15 protein-coding genes are annotated in these 14655 nt (G+C 53.3%); 5 read left to right on the top strand and 10 right to left on the bottom strand.

What is annotated here, in order from left to right; genetic code table 11:
* Positions 1 to 386: 386 nt before the first annotated feature.
* Positions 387 to 1895, top strand: a complete 1509-nt coding sequence (locus JYB85_RS07980) for a methyl-accepting chemotaxis protein (protein ID WP_207381758.1) — start codon at positions 387 to 389, stop codon at positions 1893 to 1895.
* A 228-nt stretch (positions 1896 to 2123) separates the two neighbouring features.
* Positions 2124 to 4556 carry a PAS domain-containing protein gene (locus JYB85_RS07975; RefSeq protein ID WP_207381757.1) on the top strand — a complete coding sequence of 811 codons (2433 nt, stop codon included), beginning with the start codon at positions 2124 to 2126 and terminating at the stop codon, positions 4554 to 4556.
* Between the two features lie 9 nt (positions 4557 to 4565).
* Here JYB85_RS07975 and JYB85_RS07970 read toward each other — a convergent pair whose 3' ends face one another.
* From JYB85_RS07970 to JYB85_RS07955, 4 genes are all read right to left on the bottom strand, one after another.
* Positions 4566 to 4937: a SpoIIAA family protein gene (locus JYB85_RS07970; RefSeq protein WP_207381756.1), complete on the bottom strand. Its 372-nt coding sequence runs from the start codon at positions 4935 to 4937 to the stop codon at positions 4566 to 4568.
* A 27-nt stretch (positions 4938 to 4964) separates the two neighbouring features.
* Positions 4965 to 5297 carry a hypothetical protein gene (locus JYB85_RS07965; RefSeq protein WP_207381755.1) on the bottom strand — a complete coding sequence of 111 codons (333 nt, stop codon included), beginning with the start codon at positions 5295 to 5297 and terminating at the stop codon, positions 4965 to 4967.
* 98 nt (positions 5298 to 5395) lie between these two features.
* Positions 5396 to 5749: a DUF3802 family protein gene (locus tag JYB85_RS07960; protein ID WP_207322835.1), complete on the bottom strand. Its 354-nt coding sequence runs from the start codon at positions 5747 to 5749 to the stop codon at positions 5396 to 5398.
* Positions 5750 to 5837: 88 nt separating this feature from the next.
* Positions 5838 to 6428, bottom strand: a complete 591-nt coding sequence (locus tag JYB85_RS07955) for a YceI family protein (RefSeq protein ID WP_207381754.1) — start codon at positions 6426 to 6428, stop codon at positions 5838 to 5840.
* A 167-nt stretch (positions 6429 to 6595) separates the two neighbouring features.
* Between JYB85_RS07955 and JYB85_RS07950 the strand changes: the two genes are divergently transcribed.
* Entirely contained in the window at positions 6596 to 6808 is a 213-nt protein-coding gene (locus JYB85_RS07950; RefSeq protein ID WP_207322833.1) for a cold-shock protein, read from the top strand.
* A gap of 22 nt (positions 6809 to 6830) precedes the next feature.
* Here the strand turns inward: JYB85_RS07950 and pdxH are convergent, their stop codons facing one another.
* The 6 genes from pdxH to JYB85_RS07920 all read right to left on the bottom strand — a co-directional run bounded on the left by pdxH (position 6831) and on the right by JYB85_RS07920 (position 12615).
* Positions 6831 to 7469, bottom strand: a complete 639-nt coding sequence (gene pdxH, locus JYB85_RS07945; protein WP_207381753.1) for a pyridoxamine 5'-phosphate oxidase — start codon at positions 7467 to 7469, stop codon at positions 6831 to 6833.
* Positions 7470 to 7592: 123 nt separating this feature from the next.
* Complete coding sequence (speB, locus tag JYB85_RS07940) at positions 7593 to 8522, bottom strand: agmatinase (protein ID WP_207381752.1); 930 nt, start codon at positions 8520 to 8522, stop codon at positions 7593 to 7595.
* A gap of 31 nt (positions 8523 to 8553) precedes the next feature.
* A complete protein-coding gene (locus tag JYB85_RS07935) occupies positions 8554 to 9483 on the bottom strand; it encodes an adenosylmethionine decarboxylase (RefSeq protein ID WP_207381751.1) in 930 nt (309 codons plus the stop codon).
* Positions 9484 to 9555: 72 nt separating this feature from the next.
* Positions 9556 to 11466, bottom strand: a complete 1911-nt coding sequence (gene speA, locus JYB85_RS07930; protein ID WP_207381750.1) for a biosynthetic arginine decarboxylase — start codon at positions 11464 to 11466, stop codon at positions 9556 to 9558.
* Positions 11467 to 11496: 30 nt separating this feature from the next.
* Positions 11497 to 12372, bottom strand: a complete 876-nt coding sequence (gene speE / locus JYB85_RS07925; protein ID WP_207381749.1) for a polyamine aminopropyltransferase — start codon at positions 12370 to 12372, stop codon at positions 11497 to 11499.
* Between the two features lie 99 nt (positions 12373 to 12471).
* Positions 12472 to 12615: a hypothetical protein gene (locus JYB85_RS07920; RefSeq protein WP_207381748.1), complete on the bottom strand. Its 144-nt coding sequence runs from the start codon at positions 12613 to 12615 to the stop codon at positions 12472 to 12474.
* 432 nt (positions 12616 to 13047) lie between these two features.
* Between JYB85_RS07920 and JYB85_RS07915 the strand changes: the two genes are divergently transcribed.
* The gene (locus tag JYB85_RS07915) at positions 13048 to 13881 is read left to right on the top strand and encodes a CvfB family protein (protein ID WP_207322827.1); all 834 of its coding nucleotides are present in this window, start codon (positions 13048 to 13050) and stop codon (positions 13879 to 13881) included.
* 98 nt (positions 13882 to 13979) lie between these two features.
* Positions 13980 to 14627, top strand: a complete 648-nt coding sequence (locus JYB85_RS07910) for a YceH family protein (protein ID WP_207381747.1) — start codon at positions 13980 to 13982, stop codon at positions 14625 to 14627.
* Positions 14628 to 14655 lie beyond the last annotated feature (28 nt).

The following is a 14655-nucleotide window of genomic DNA, read 5'->3' as shown; positions in this document are numbered from 1 at the left end:
TTCCGGCATCGCCGAAGGGCTTTTTGACATTAGTGCCCTAAGCTTAATAGCCAAAACAAATCAAAAGAGGGAAATTCTACGTGACCTATGCGGCTTTGACTAGGGGGAATTCGGCCTTTTTGCCTGAAAAAATCGTGTGTTAAGCCATATTAATTTTTTGCAGACACTGGTGTTTTTTTAGGCTGAATCACAGACGTTGGTAACCGGGATTGGCAGACTATGTTAGCCGAATGTAAACTGTCAGCCGTACACTACCGCTGCGACCGTTTAAAAAAAATAATCAGCACAATAATTGTACATTCAAACACTAAAGCGCAATGCGGCATAAAGAAACGAACCGAATAACCGATAAGTCTCAGACAACCGCGACTGCCATAGGGGCCACCATGAAAGAAGTAAAATTCCGTTGGATAGATAAATACCTTATCCATATGACGTTAAAAACCAAGTTTGCCATTCTCGCCGTTGTCCCCATAGTGCTGCTGGTGGGGTTGGCGCTGGCATTGGACAGTAAATTCAGCGGGACCATGGAGCAGGTTCAAATTCAGCAGGCCAGGATGATGGCCGATCGAATCAATCAGGTGGCCGAAGCGGCACTGGCCAATCTGCCGGAAGATAAAAAGCAGGATTTTCTCACCGGGTTGGATGGCAACACTCAGATCCTGAGCGCGGATCAGGCCGATGGCCGTGCGGCCAATTTGGCCCGCAGCGGTGGTGGCGTCGATGACAAGGGCCAAACCTTGAGAGCCGTCAGTGCCCTCAATGGTGCCGACACCTTGACCATAGTGACACTGGATCGGAAAAAAATGGCCGTCAGCGCCAATGATGATGCGGCCTTTGTGTTTGGTGCCATTGCCGTTGTGCTGTTTGTGATCATCATGTTCAGCTATTACATTTCCACCTTTGTCGGTGGCGCCCTTTATACCACTGTCATGGCCCTTAAACGCGCTGCGGATGGCGATCTGACCGGCAGGCTTAACTTTTTCCAGGTCAAGGACGAGTTCAGTATTCTTGCCATCAGCATAGACACCCTGGTCGAGCGACAGCACAAATTGGTGAAAAGCATTGCCCAGGCAACAGACCAGATAAGAAACGTGGTCGAAGGCTTCCGAACCAATGCCAAACAGGGGCAATCTCTGGCCGCACACCAAAGGCAACATCTTGACTCCCTGGCCACCGCCATGGAAGAAATGACGGCAGCGGTGCGTGAAGTGGCACACAATGCCGAACAGTCTTCCACCGAAACCCAGGAAGCCAATCAGCAGGTAAATGCCGGCTCCCGCGACATAGCCACCACGGTACAATCCATTGGCCAGCTGTCCAATGAAATTGCCAATGCCTCAGCCGCGGTCACTGTGCTTAACGAAAACGCCAGCAAGATTGATGAGGTGGTGACCACAATCAACGCCATTTCAGAGCAGACCAACCTGTTGGCACTGAACGCTGCCATCGAGGCCGCCCGCGCCGGTGAGCAAGGCCGCGGCTTTGCCGTGGTCGCCGACGAGGTGCGCACCCTGGCCGGTCGTACCCAGGCAGCAACGGTGGAAATTAAGTCCATGATCGAGGCGCTGCAGTCCGGTTCCCGCAACCTGACCCAGGTCATGTCGCGCACGGTTGAGCAGGCCGAAGAAGGCAAAAAGCATGTGATAAAAACCGGTGAAGATCTCAAGAGCATCTCTGAACACAGTGCCAAGGTGTTCGAGATGAGCGTGCTTATCGCCACCTCCGCCGAGGAGCAATCTGCGGTCGCCAATGAGATTGCCACCAATCTGATGGAAATACGCAATCAATCCCACGATGTGGAGCAATCGGCAAACCAGTCGGTATCAGGCTGCGACGAATTGCATGCCACCGCCGAGCAGTTGGACCAGCTGTTGGTCGGGTTAAAGCTTTAACCCGTAAGACTAAAGGGCGCAGTTTGCGCCCTTTTTTTTGCTCCTGTGACTTTCGCAAATCATGACAAATTGTGGCAAGTGTCCGTAAACCAGATAGACTGAAACAGATTGATTTATAATGAATAAGCGCTAAAGCCCATTGCTATGCCCAAAAACGGCCTGATCACATCCCCCCTTCCCCGCTGGCGGCACAGTCTGCCCTTTCGGCTTGGGCTCTTGCAAAGCCTGGTGGCAACCCTGATGTTGGTCGCCACCATAGGCATAGTGTTGCAGGTTCAAAAGGATGACAGGCGCAGACAAGAGTTAAACCTGAATCTCAGCTATGGCCAGTTAATGGTGGCCAAATTAACCCAGCTGACCACCCAGATTAACACCCTCACCATTGCCACCGCCGAAATGGCCGGCATCAATAGGGCCAACCACGCCCTGCTGGCCAATACCGTACCCCACATGCTCAATTTTCCGGGCGACCAACGTTTGATTGCCGGGGGCGGGATCTGGCCCGATAGTACAAACAACAACGAGACCGGCGGCCCCCAGCTGTTTTGGGCAAGAGATGCGCTCGGCATACTTCAGCCCAACTCTGGTTATAACAGTGAGCAACAGGCGGATTATCACCAGGAAATTTGGTTTGCTCCCCTCAGGCTCTTCCCCGCAGGTAGGGTGCTCTGGTCGCCGGCCTACATAGACAGATTCAGCAAGGAAGCCATGGTCACAGCGTCTGTGCCCATGTGGCAGCAACACGCTTTCCTGGGTACGGCCACCGTTGACGTCAGCCTTCGGGGACTGGAGCAATGGCTGCTGCAGGAAACGGAGGGACTTGGCGGCTATCTGATGGTATTCGACTCCTTCAACCGCTTGATAGCCGCTCCCAAGGGACCGGAATTGAGCGCCCAACAACCACAGGAATTGGATAGCCTGGCCGCGGAATTCAACCCGCTGCAGTCGCTGATAGCGGATACAGATAGTCGCTTTATCGAGCAGGAAATAGCGGGTGCCGGTCCGGCTCGGTTTGACGATTTGCCGCAAGGGGTCCCCAAAAAACAGCAGGCCTTGTTCCGGGCGCTGCTCAATGCCAGCGGCCGCCAATGGCCGCGCAGTGCAACTTTGCTGGGCACCTTGTCGATGGCAAGGGACCCCATGCTCGACGAACCCGCCCAGTATTCCGTATTTTTAATGCCTGATACCTTTTGGAAAGTCGTCACAGTCACTCCCCAGTCATCCCTGCGTGAAGAAGCCTTGCTGCTGATTGGCCAGGCCGGTCTGTGGCTTATCCTGGTTCAGCTTGTGGCCCTGATGGTACTTTTCGGGGCCCAGCACAAACTGCTGATCCGGCCACTGGTGGCCATGGTTCAGGCCCTGAAAAACAATCAGCCCGCCACACTGGAGCTTGTCTCAAGAAGCTTTCAGGATGAAATAGGCACCCTGGCATCGGCCTTTGTCAGCCGTACCCGACAATTGGAGATCACCATGGCCAGTCTCGATGCCAGTAACCTGGCACTTGAGCAGCAAATCGAAGTGCAAAAGGAGGCGCAGCAAGAGCTGCTGCGCTATCGGGATCAATTGAATGCGCTGCTGAAGTCGACGCCCAATCTTATCTATATCAAAGATACCCAGGGACGCTACCTGTTGGTAAATGACAAGTATTGCGAAACCCTGGGTATTGAGCGGCCGCGACTGCTTGGCAGCACGGATCAGCAACTGTTTGCCCGGGATTTGGCCAATATTTATCGGGATAACGATCTGCGGGTATTGAATCAGGGAGGAGCCATTCAAGTGGAAGAGCCCTTACCCACCCTCCACGGAGAAAAACGCTTTCAGATGACCAAGTTTGCCATTGCCGACGAAGAAGGTGCCATACAGGCTGTCGGTACCATAGCTTTTGATATCCAACACAGACGGCGGGCCGAACTCAAACTGCAACAGGAGCAGCAGCTGCTGCACTCCAAATTGCAAGGCTGCGAGTTGCAGATCAAAGCACTGTCCAGCGAAATTCAGGCCATGGAGCAGAAAAAAGACCAACTGCAGCGGCAAAACCAAGTCGAGGCCGGCCAAAACCGACTGGCCCGCTGGGAAGACACTATGCTCAAGCATTGGCTAACGGCGCTTGTCCGTCAGCTGATGCAAAGACAAGACACTCTCATGTCGCACAGTTTTAATGATCCGGCCCTGCTCAAGCAAGGGGTCACGGCACAGGGAGACCAGTTGCGACTGATATACCGGATAGTGGGAGTACAACAGGACACCAAACCTGTGCTGCTGGATGAGGTACTGTCCTTGTTGCAACAATCGCAATCAAACCGTTGGCAACAATTGGGCATTCAACTGACATGCCGCTATAACGATGATCTTAAGTTACATATCAATCCCTGGCATCTGACGTTATTGTGTTTTTGTCTGTTTGAGCTGATGGCGGAGTTCGCCAAAAACAGATCAGCCAGCCAATGGACGCTGGAGTGCAATCAGCAGCAGTTGCAACTGTCCTGCCCCAGGCTCGTGGGACTCAAGGACAATTCAATCTTGTCTGACAGGGAAAATGAAGACAATCCGCTGCAGTCACTGACTGCCTGGTTTACTGCTGTGGTTGGCGGGACCATCATTGCGGATACCCAGCAAGGCCTGCAACTGCTGTGCAAGCTGCCACAATCGCAACCTGAGTAGCATCCCCTCTCAGGCGGCAGTGAGACCCAGCCATTTCCTGGCATCCCCCTTGCGGTGGCGCGGATAGATGGCCACGGGCCAGGGCATGAACAACGCCTGGGCCTGCGCCAACAGTTTAAGCCCCGGCCTATCCACCAGGATAGCGACCCGGCTCACATCGCCGGCATGGAACAGGGCCAACAAAGCGTCCATCCAAACCGAGGTCAGGCTAAAGCCCTGGCAACTATCTTCGATATCAAACAGCAACTCGATACTGGCATGATCTTTCAGTTTGGCGTCTATTGCCGGCAACAGCACCTGCTCAAAATCCTCACCCGTGACCCTGTCACTGACAATAACGGTGAGCACTTCACTGGCATTTTCCTCAAGAATACTGAACATAGCCCGACCTCTCCCTCGGTGAGTGCCTTATACAAACTGCATCAAAAACAGCACAATAAGTATGAGTTCAATCAAGCCGTACAGCAAATATCTGTGTCGGCTCCGTCCCGTTGCCCGTCGAAGCAACAACCAATGTCGGCGCAGTTCCAGCAGCAAATAAACCATCACAAAGGGAACAAAGGGCAAGCTTATCACCAGGGCGACCAGGCCCCAGCCCATCTCGAAGCTGTGGTGCTGAAACAATGTCAGCAAATACCAAAACAGCAGCAACAAACCATAAATCAGCCATGGTCTGACATTGGATGAAGACAGCCACAGTTGTTTGCACAGCATGCGGCAATGAGCAATAGCAGCAGACAAAGCTGTCCCCTCCGTTGAATTCCCCTATCTTTGACGCTAGTGAATCAATATCTCGGGGGCAAGCGGCAGGCTTAAGCTAAGTGTAAGCGTTTGTTATTTCAGGCGTGTAACAGCTTGGAGATTTCCTGATCAAACAGATTTTTAATCAGGCCCGAAAACTCGGTAATAAAAAGTGTCTGCTCAGGTGTCGCCTTTTTACCGCCGACATTGGCGAGGATTTCTTCGAGATCGTACACAATGGCATCGATCTCCCGAATAATCATATTGCGCTGGGCAAAATTCAACGCCGGGTTCTGTCCACAGACCATGATAATTTGAGCAGACAATTGCTCCTCAAACAGCTCCATCACGGTCTCGTCGGCCAATCCCGTGCCTTCAGGGGTCTCAAACAGCCCCAAATTCTCGGTGAGATATTGAATGAGGTGCACATATCCATCTTTATCAGTAACCATGTCGGAACCCGTTGCTCAGCCCTTGGTACCAGGTTGCCGTCATGGGCAACCTGTAAATGAGTATGGAACAGTTTGCACTAATCCCGGGTTATTTTTCCAGTGTCAGCACGAAGTTAACCGGAACTGCGAGACTAATAGCGGAAAGCCCGGCCACCTGGCGCAGCTTTTCAATACCGCCCGCGAACCCAAATTCGTCGCCATTGACTATCACGGGTGCACTACTGCTGGCGATTATTCTGGAATCGGACAATTTGGCCAGTGCCAGGGTGATTTTCTTATTGGCCTGCATGCCATGCATACTCAACTCAGCATCCAGTGCCAGCATTTTCACGGCCCCCACTGCCAGGTCCTCAAGCTCACTCATTTCCACCTTGGCCTTGAGCGAAACGGTTGGGAATTGCGCCACCTCAAACAGCATGCTTTTCATGCGCTCGTCCCGCTGCTCAAGGCCGGTACGCACCGAGCTCAGGGCTATTTCGAGCTCAAAGTGCCCCTTGCCGTCCAATTGCGCCTTAAATTCGCCGAAATCGTGCACCTCGGCCACATCGCCTTTCTTTATAGATACAAAACTTATTACCGACTTATGCTGCACACTGTGCCAGGGCCCAGCATGTGCCGATGCCATGGTCACCAGAGACGTCCCCGTAGCCAATAGCAGAGCCGTGAGTGTAGCTTTCATAGCATATCCTTCATTAATACTTTTGGAACCAAACACTTAATTTAGCAGATCCGGAAACTTGTGCCCGTATTTCTTCTTGGCCCGCTGGGATTGCCGCTCTGACTGTCAAGATGCTGCAACATAAGCTGGCTAAACTGCTACCGATTTTCTCAAACTTAGAGGTTGTTATGTCAAATCAACAGGTTATTGGCACAGTTAAGTGGTTCAACGACGAAAAGGGTTTTGGATTTCTCAGCATGGAAAATGCCACGGACGTGTTTGTGCATTTCCGTGCCATTAATGGTAATGGACGCAAAACACTGAAAGAAGGTCAGAAAGTCAGTTTCAGCCTGGTTGCGGGACAAAAAGGCCCCCAGGCCGAAAACGTGACTGTCATATAACTCAGCGTATATGAGCCGGATGTCAGGGGGCCAGACGGCTGATTTCCCAGCCCTGGCCCTGACGGCTATATAGGAATCTGTCATGGAGCCTGTGCTCGCCGCCCTGCCAGAATTCAATGCTGTCGGGCTTAACCAGATAGCCACCCCAGAATGAGGGCAAGGGCACCTCACCCTTGGCAAACTTTTGTTTCATTTCCATGAACTTGGCTTCCAGCACCTGGCGGGCACTCAGCTTACTGGACTGATTGGACACCCAGGCGGCAATCTGGCTCTCCTTGGGGCGGGTGACAAAGTACTTCAGCACCTCGGCATTGGATAACTGCTCGGCGATGCCGGTCACGGCCACCTGCCGCTCCAGTGGATGCCAGGGAAACAGCAGGCTGATGTGGGCGTTTTGTGCCAATTGTTGGGCCTTGCGACTGCCGAGGTTGGTAAAGAAGACAAAACCGCGCTCATCGAATCTTTTGAGTAACACTATGCGCTGGAATGGTTGGCCGTTTTCGTCCACTGTGGCCACACACATGGCGGTGGGGTCGGACAGCTCGGCCTCCTTGGCCTGCTCCATCCATTTTTCAAACAGGGACATGGGCTCGGCAGGCAACTCCGCCCGGCGTAAACCGCCCTTGGTATATTCGCGGCGAATATCGCTAAGATCTGTCATGTATGCTTCCTCGACTGGCGGCCTGCCCCAAAACGGGCGAGTACCGAATTGTAACCTTATAAAAGCCAACAAAAAAGCCAACCTTGATGGTTGGCTTTTTATTGGCTTAAACAACAATCGCCGTTACTTGACCAGGCCCTTGGCCACAGCCCAAACGTGCAGCATTTCATAGCCCAGGGTAGCGCCGGCCAGTGCCGTAATATCGGCGTGGTCGTAAGATGGCGCCACTTCCACCACATCCATACCCACAATATTCATACCGCGCAGGCCGCGGATGATCTTCATCGCCTTGTCGCTGGTCAGGCCGCCACACACTGGGGTGCCGGTACCGGGCGCAAAGGCAGGATCCAGACAGTCGATGTCGAAGGTCACATACAATGGCATATCGCCGACGCGGGCCTTGATCTGCTCAACGATTTGCTCGGCGGTCAGGTCATTGGCGGTCGCGGCATCGATCACCTGGTAGCCATGGCCGTCCTTGGTGTAATCGGTGCGGATCCCCACTTGTACGGAGCGCTCTGGGTCAACCAGGCCTTCTTTGGGCGCATGGAAGAACATGGTGCCGTGGTCAAACTTGCTGCCCTGGCTGTATGTGTCGGTGTGTGCATCAAAGTGCAGCAGCGCCATGGTGCCGAATTTCTTGTGGTGAGCACGCAGCAGTGGCAGGGTCACAAAGTGATCGCCACCGAAGCTCATCAGCGCCTTGCCACTGTCCAGCACCTTGGTGGCAAAGGCTTCGACGCGCTCGGTAAAGTCGGCTGCATCACCACAGTTGAATACCAGATCACCGGCATCCACCATCTTGATGGTTTGACCCAGAGAAAAGTCCCATGGCCAACGGGTGTCTTCCCATGCCAGGTTGACCGAGGCACGGCGAATCGCATCTGGGCCCATGCGGCCGCCGCTGCGGCCTGTGGTGGCCATGTCGAACGGCAGACCTATGACGACCACATCGGCATCACTGTCGCAAGGCTTGAAATCCAAAGGTTGACGCAAATACCCGAACGCATTGGAATACAGCGAATAATCGGGTTTCTCTGCAATAGTGGTCATACAGTCTCCAAAATAGCCACAGGGCCGGAATTTACATGGGTTCAGGGATCAGCACTTCGTGACACAACTGCTGATAATGACTGAAGTCGATATTATACCCTTGCTCGGTTTGCAAAGCACAGCTCCCCAGGCACAAGTGCTCGGGATAACCTTGGGTATTGCACCCGGAATTAAAACCTATCACATCCCAGCTGCCGGGATTGAGTATCGCCAGCAGGCGGGCGAACAGCAGGGCGTGTTCACCTTCGAGCGGCAAATTGGTTTCAAAGCTCACGTAAGAGCTGTTTTCCTGGGGGGTGATGTGTATGGTCATGTAGCGATCGCCACAGATACCATTGATTGAGTAGCCAAAAGGCTCAAACAGGAAGTCATCGAATTCAAAACCCGGCAGCATGGCTTCCAGCGCCAGCAAACGGCGGATTTCGGCCGCGCTCTGGTTTTCCGCCCGCAGATAATCTGCGGCTTCCCCCCGAATGTGATACATCAACAACTCGGACGTAACATCGTCTGCGGCCGCCTGAAAGGGCTTGCTGCTGGTGTAAATGTAATGATGGTGGGAATCCAGGTGACCTATGCGGTAGGCATTGCCCGGCAAACGGGCGCGAATGCGTTCCAGGTCGTCGGCAAAAGCACTTGATTGCAGATGTGACAGGTATTCGTTTTTACGCTGATAACTGGCAAAAGCAATGTGTTCACTGCCTACCCGCTCGATAAACCGCAAAACGGCATTGGCCAGGGTGGTGGTACCGCAGGTCAGCATCAGGAACCTGTCGTGCCAGACAAACAAACTGGACTCACTCAGCAGGTACGCATCACAATTTTCATTGCTGATGGATGACAAAATTTCCGCATTGGCACAGGACACCATCTCGGTCCAAAACGCCCTACCGAGTTCGCGCAGTGAGCCACACTGGGGTGTGACTATGACTTCTATTTTTTTTTCTGAGCCTTCAAAAAACATTTTTTCTCTACCAGAGGGCCGGAACGGCGCCAAAGACGCCTGATGTTCCGGCACTGTGTTCACCTTGCCTTGTTAAAAGTCTTCCAAGTAAGTGTAACCCTTGAGGCCCACTTGCAACTCTTCGAGGATAAACGCCCTTTCACTCTCATCTATGTGCTGGTTCACCAGCTCTTCGTAGGTGCGCATGAAAGACACGGCGTCCAGGTTCACATAACGCAGCACATCGGCAACGGTATCACCGGCCAGCACTGACTCAATATTGGTCAGGCCCTGCTCGTCGATGCGCACCACGGCGGAGTTGGTGTCACCAAACAGGTTGTGCATGTCGCCGAGGATCTCCTGGTAGGCGCCCACCAGGAAGAAACCTATGAGATATGGACTTTCGGCACTCCAGGCCGGTACCGGCAGCGTGGTTTCGATACCCTGACCGTCCACGTACTGATCAACAATCCCGTCAGAATCGCAGGTAATGTCCAGCATGACCGCACGGCGCTCCGGCACCTTGTCCAGACCGGACAGAGGCAGTACGGGGAACACCTGATCTATACCCCAGGCGTCTGGCAGCGACTGGAACAGGGAGAAGTTCACGAAGAACTTGTCCGCCAGCTTTTCATTGAGTTCGTCAATGATCGGGCGCTGGTAACGGTTCTTGGTGCTCATCAGCCCTTGCAGCTCGTGGCAGACACGCAGATTACACTGCTCGGCCCAGGCACGGTCGGCCAGGCTCAGTTGTCCCATGGCAAACAGCGAATGGGCTTCGGCGAGATCCGACTGGGTATCGTGGAAAATCTCGATAAGGGCGCGTTGATCCAGGCGGCCACTGATTTCGGTCCAACTCTGCCACATGTTGTGCAGCAGCTGGGGCGCATCTTCGGCGGGTTCAACGATCAGCTCAGGACTGTAGGCCTCGGTACCGATCACATCGGTGATCAATACCGCATGGTGCGCAGTCAGGTAGCGGCCGGACTCGGAAATGATCCTCGGCATCGGCTGCTCATACTCGTTACAGGTATCGGTCAACACAGAGACTATGTTGTTGGCATATTCGGCCAGGGCATAGTTCATTGAGTTGTTTGACTGGCTGCGGGTACCGTCATAGTCCACGGCCAAACCGCCGCCGACGTCGAAACAGTTAACTTTGGCACCCAGCTGACGCAGTTCGCAATAAAAACGCGCGGCTTCACCGACACCCTGGCGGATATCGCGGATGTTGGCAATCTGTGAGCCCAGGTGGAAATGCAGCAACTGCAGCGAATCCAGCATGTTCTCTGCCTTGAGCTGCTCAACCACGTTGAGGATTTGTGCAGCCGACAGACCGAACTTGGACTTTTCGCCACCACTGGCCTGCCACTTGCCTTTGCCCTGGAACGCCAGACGGGCACGCAGACCCAGGCGTGGTGTCACACCCAGCTTCTTGGATTCGGTCAGAACCATTTTGAGTTCTGACATCTTCTCCAGCACTATGTACACCTTGTGACCGAGCTTTTCACCAATCAGCGCCAGGCGGATGTACTCATTGTCCTTGTAACCGTTACAGACAATCACTGAGCTGGCCTTTTGGGCCATGGCCAACACGGCCATCAACTCGGGCTTACTGCCGGCTTCCAGACCCAGTTGCGGCGCCTCTTTGCTGACCTGGCTGGCGAGGATCTCTTCCACCACTGTCTGCTGCTGGTTCACCTTGATGGGGTATACCAGCAGGTAATCGGCCTGATACTCGTACTTCTGAATTGCCTGGTTGAAGGCCTGACACAGGCTATCGACCCTGTGGTGCAGGATTTGCGGGAAACGCACCAACACAGGCATGTTTACACCGGCCTTGACCATATCTTTGGCCAACTCGTTAAGACCGATCTTAAACTCAGGATTTTTAGGATCCGGCGATACTGTTACCTCGCCCTGATCGCTGATCCCGTAAAACCCCTGGCTCCAGTGGGCAACGTTGTACCCGGCACGAGCATCATCAATAGACCAATCGTTCATTTATATTTGCCTGTCTATTTAAAAATGATATTAAGCGATCACGGTCATGGCTGACCGGATCGCCTGTTCAACAAACGCTGGCAAGGCGAAGCTTGCCTGATGTACAGCCGGCGTGTAGTAACGAGTGCTGATCCCAGCCGCATTAAAACGCGCTTCAAGGGTCGCAGAATCGACTCTGCGTGCTGCAAGATTGTCGGTGGCCCAGGCAAACGCCATACTGCCACCCACATAGGTGGGCACGGCGGCCATATAGAACCAACACTCCTGCATATAGGGGCTCATGCGCCGCACGGTATCGGCAATTTCCTCGGGCTGCATAAAGGGCACCCCGTTTTGCGCCACAAAAATACCGTTTTCGTTCAGGCAGCGCTTGCAACCTTGGTAAAAGGCGGAGCTGAAGAGGATTTCTCCCGGCCCCACCGGATCGGTGCAATCTGAAATGATCACATCGAACTTCTTGTCCGTATTGGCCACAAAGGCCATACCATCGTCGATCACCAGCTCAACCCTGGGGTCATCATAGGCACCCTGGGAGTGCTCTGGAAAATAGGTCTTGCACATGTCCACCACAGAGGCATCAATTTCGACCATGGTAATGCGCTCAAGTTGCCTGTGCTTTACCACTTCCCGCAACATACCGCCGTCGCCGCCGCCAATAATGAGCACGCTTTTGGCGTTGCCATGGGCCAGCAAAGGCACATGGGTCAGCATTTCATGATAGACAAATTCATCCTTTTCCGTGGTCTGGATGGCGCCATTGAGGGCCATCACCCGTCCAAAGCGGCTGTTTTCAAAAATGGTCAGGTGCCACTGTTCAGTCTTCTGCTCGAACAGTACCTTATCAACCTCGAAATACTGACCGTAGCCGGAATGCAAGGTCTCATAATACAGGTGTTGCTTTTGCATATGTCACGCTTTTCTGCTGTAAAAGTTCAAATGCCCCTCGCCCGGTCACTCTGCCAGAGAATGCCGGGTAGCCAATTGCCGCGGTAAAAAAGCGACGGGTCAGTTGGGACTATTGGCCTCTTCGCGGCCAGAATTGATGCGGATCAGGGTGAGGTGTTTTACGTCCGAGTCAAAGCATACCGGTGAGGCCACCAGTGCTGATGCCAAGGTCAGGCAATGTGTCATAAATACATGGTTGTGCATTAGCTAAAACCCTCTTAACCCCGTGTAAAGGCGTTCAGTCAATTACACGGTTAATGACTCGTGAACCATAAAACCGTTAAAAACCCCATAAATCAGACGAGTTTTCCGGGGGCTAATGCCCGGAAACGGCGCAATTAAACCCTGCAAAGTTCAATAATGCAAGCACGAATGTGACTTTGTTGTTGCAGTCTGACAAACCTGTCTGACCAGTGTTGCAGCAACAGCATTTTTTTTCATTTACAGACAACAGGTTAAGCTGCATTTTCAAACAAAGATCCGATACAAAAAACCTAAGGCGCCCAGTCGGTTTTTCACCGCGGTTTGGCTATTGTTTGCCCCCGGCCGCGCGGGAGCAAACAAACTGGGCAGTGGCGCCCAAATTCCTCTATAATCCGCGCGGTAAAATGCGAATCAGCCAATAAAGAGAGTGCAATGATCCAGATTGGAAAGACCTGCAGGCTGCAGGTGGTAAAACAGGTGAATTTCGGTGTCTATCTCAATGCCGAGCAATACGGTCAGGTGTTGTTACCCAACAAGGTCACCCCCAAAGACTGTCAGGTCGGTGACTGGCTCGATGTTTTCCTGTATCTGGACTCTGAAGATCAACTGATAGCCACCACTGCCCGCCCCAAGGCTCAGGTCGGCGAATTTGCCCTGCTGAAAGTGGTTTCCATCAGTCGGGTCGGAGCCTTCCTCGATTGGGGATTGGACAAGGATTTGCTGCTACCCTTCGCCGAGCAGAAACGTCCGCCGGAAGAAGGCCGCTCGGTGCTGGTCTATATACACATCAACCATGCGGACGATCGCATTGTGGCCTCGGCCAAACTGGATAAGTTCCTAGACAAGACCCCGGCTTTTTACAAGCCAGGTCAAAAGGTTGACCTTATCATCGCCGGCACCTCCGATCTCGGTTACAAGGCCATAGTCAACCAGGCCCACTGGGGTGTGCTTTACAACAACGAAGTGTTCAAGAAACTGCGTTTCGGCCAACAGGTGCAAGGTTATGTCAAGCAGGTGCGCCACGATGGCAAACTGGATCTGCAGTTGCAGCGCGGCAACCGTGAAGAATTGGACTCCCATGCCAAACTCATCATGGATAAGCTGCGCAAGGCCGGCGGCTTCCTGCCGTTAACGGATAAAACCGATGCCGACGTAATCTATGCCGAACTGGGCATGAGTAAAAAAGCCTTCAAGAAAAGCATAGGTGGCCTGTTCAAGGCCGGTCAGCTCAGCATAGACAACGACGGTTTGCGCATTGCCGAATAATGCCGCGCTTAATAAAGAAAGGTAACAATCTTTGTTTCTCCTAGGCATGGCGGCATGGCTTTGATATAACAAGGTCATGCTGTCAACAGGAGTTTTCGATGCAATTCAATCAACTGGAAGCCAGGGTCATGGGCTGCTTACTGGAAAAGGAAGTCACCACCCCGGATCAGTACCCCCTGTCACTCAACGCCCTTACCCTGGCCTGTAACCAAAAAACCAGTCGCGATCCCGTGATGGAACTCAGTGAAACCCAAGTCCAGGCCACTTTGGATGATCTCAGCAAAAAGCGTCTTATCAGCGAACAATCCGGCTTTGGCAGCCGGGTGGTGAAATACAAGCACAGGTTCTGCAACACCGAATTCGGTGAACTGCAACTGGACAAGGCCGAGCTGGCCATTATCTGTTTGTTACTCTTGCGCGGCCCACAAACCGCCGGCGAGCTGCGCAGTCGCAGCAACCGACTCTATGATTTTACTGACATTGCCGAAGCCGAGGCGGCACTTGAACGTCTTGCCAAACGTCAGCAGCCCCTGGTGGTACAAATGCCACGGGAGCCCGGCCGCCGCGAAAGCCGCTTTATGCACCTGTTTGCAGATGAACAAGCTGAGCTGGCACAGGCCGCATTTTCCGCTGGCGCTGGCGCACCAGCCGAAGCGGAACCGGCCAGCGACAGGATAAGTACTCTGGAAGAGCGCGTCGCGAAACTGGAAGCCCAATTGCAGCAATTGCTGGCACAACAAGCCTGAATCCGCGGGATCCAGGCCCATACAAGGA

It is taken from the genome of Shewanella sedimentimangrovi, assembly GCF_017354965.1.
GTDB lineage: Bacteria > Pseudomonadota > Gammaproteobacteria > Enterobacterales > Shewanellaceae > Shewanella > Shewanella cyperi.
Note: the sequence above shows the minus strand (reverse complement) of the source record. Positions and strands in the feature narration are given on the sequence as shown.

What these genes read in the sequence shown, in the direction of transcription:
- JYB85_RS07980 (WP_207381758.1), top strand. Translation starts at nt 387, where the DNA reads ATGAAAGAAGTAAAATTCCGTTGGATAGATAAATACCTTATCCATATG.
- JYB85_RS07970 (WP_207381756.1), bottom strand. Translation starts at nt 4,937, where the DNA reads ATGTTCAGTATTCTTGAGGAAAATGCCAGTGAAGTGCTCACCGTTATT.
- JYB85_RS07960 (WP_207322835.1), bottom strand. Translation starts at nt 5,749, where the DNA reads ATGGTTACTGATAAAGATGGATATGTGCACCTCATTCAATATCTCACC.
- JYB85_RS07955 (WP_207381754.1), bottom strand. Translation starts at nt 6,428, where the DNA reads ATGAAAGCTACACTCACGGCTCTGCTATTGGCTACGGGGACGTCTCTG.
- JYB85_RS07950 (WP_207322833.1), top strand. Translation starts at nt 6,596, where the DNA reads ATGTCAAATCAACAGGTTATTGGCACAGTTAAGTGGTTCAACGACGAA.
- pdxH (WP_207381753.1), bottom strand. Translation starts at nt 7,469, where the DNA reads ATGACAGATCTTAGCGATATTCGCCGCGAATATACCAAGGGCGGTTTA.
- speB (WP_207381752.1), bottom strand. Translation starts at nt 8,522, where the DNA reads ATGACCACTATTGCAGAGAAACCCGATTATTCGCTGTATTCCAATGCG.
- JYB85_RS07935 (WP_207381751.1), bottom strand. Translation starts at nt 9,483, where the DNA reads ATGTTTTTTGAAGGCTCAGAAAAAAAAATAGAAGTCATAGTCACACCC.
- speA (WP_207381750.1), bottom strand. Translation starts at nt 11,466, where the DNA reads ATGAACGATTGGTCTATTGATGATGCTCGTGCCGGGTACAACGTTGCC.
- speE (WP_207381749.1), bottom strand. Translation starts at nt 12,372, where the DNA reads ATGCAAAAGCAACACCTGTATTATGAGACCTTGCATTCCGGCTACGGT.
- JYB85_RS07920 (WP_207381748.1), bottom strand. Translation starts at nt 12,615, where the DNA reads ATGCACAACCATGTATTTATGACACATTGCCTGACCTTGGCATCAGCA.
- JYB85_RS07915 (WP_207322827.1), top strand. Translation starts at nt 13,048, where the DNA reads ATGATCCAGATTGGAAAGACCTGCAGGCTGCAGGTGGTAAAACAGGTG.
- JYB85_RS07910 (WP_207381747.1), top strand. Translation starts at nt 13,980, where the DNA reads ATGCAATTCAATCAACTGGAAGCCAGGGTCATGGGCTGCTTACTGGAA.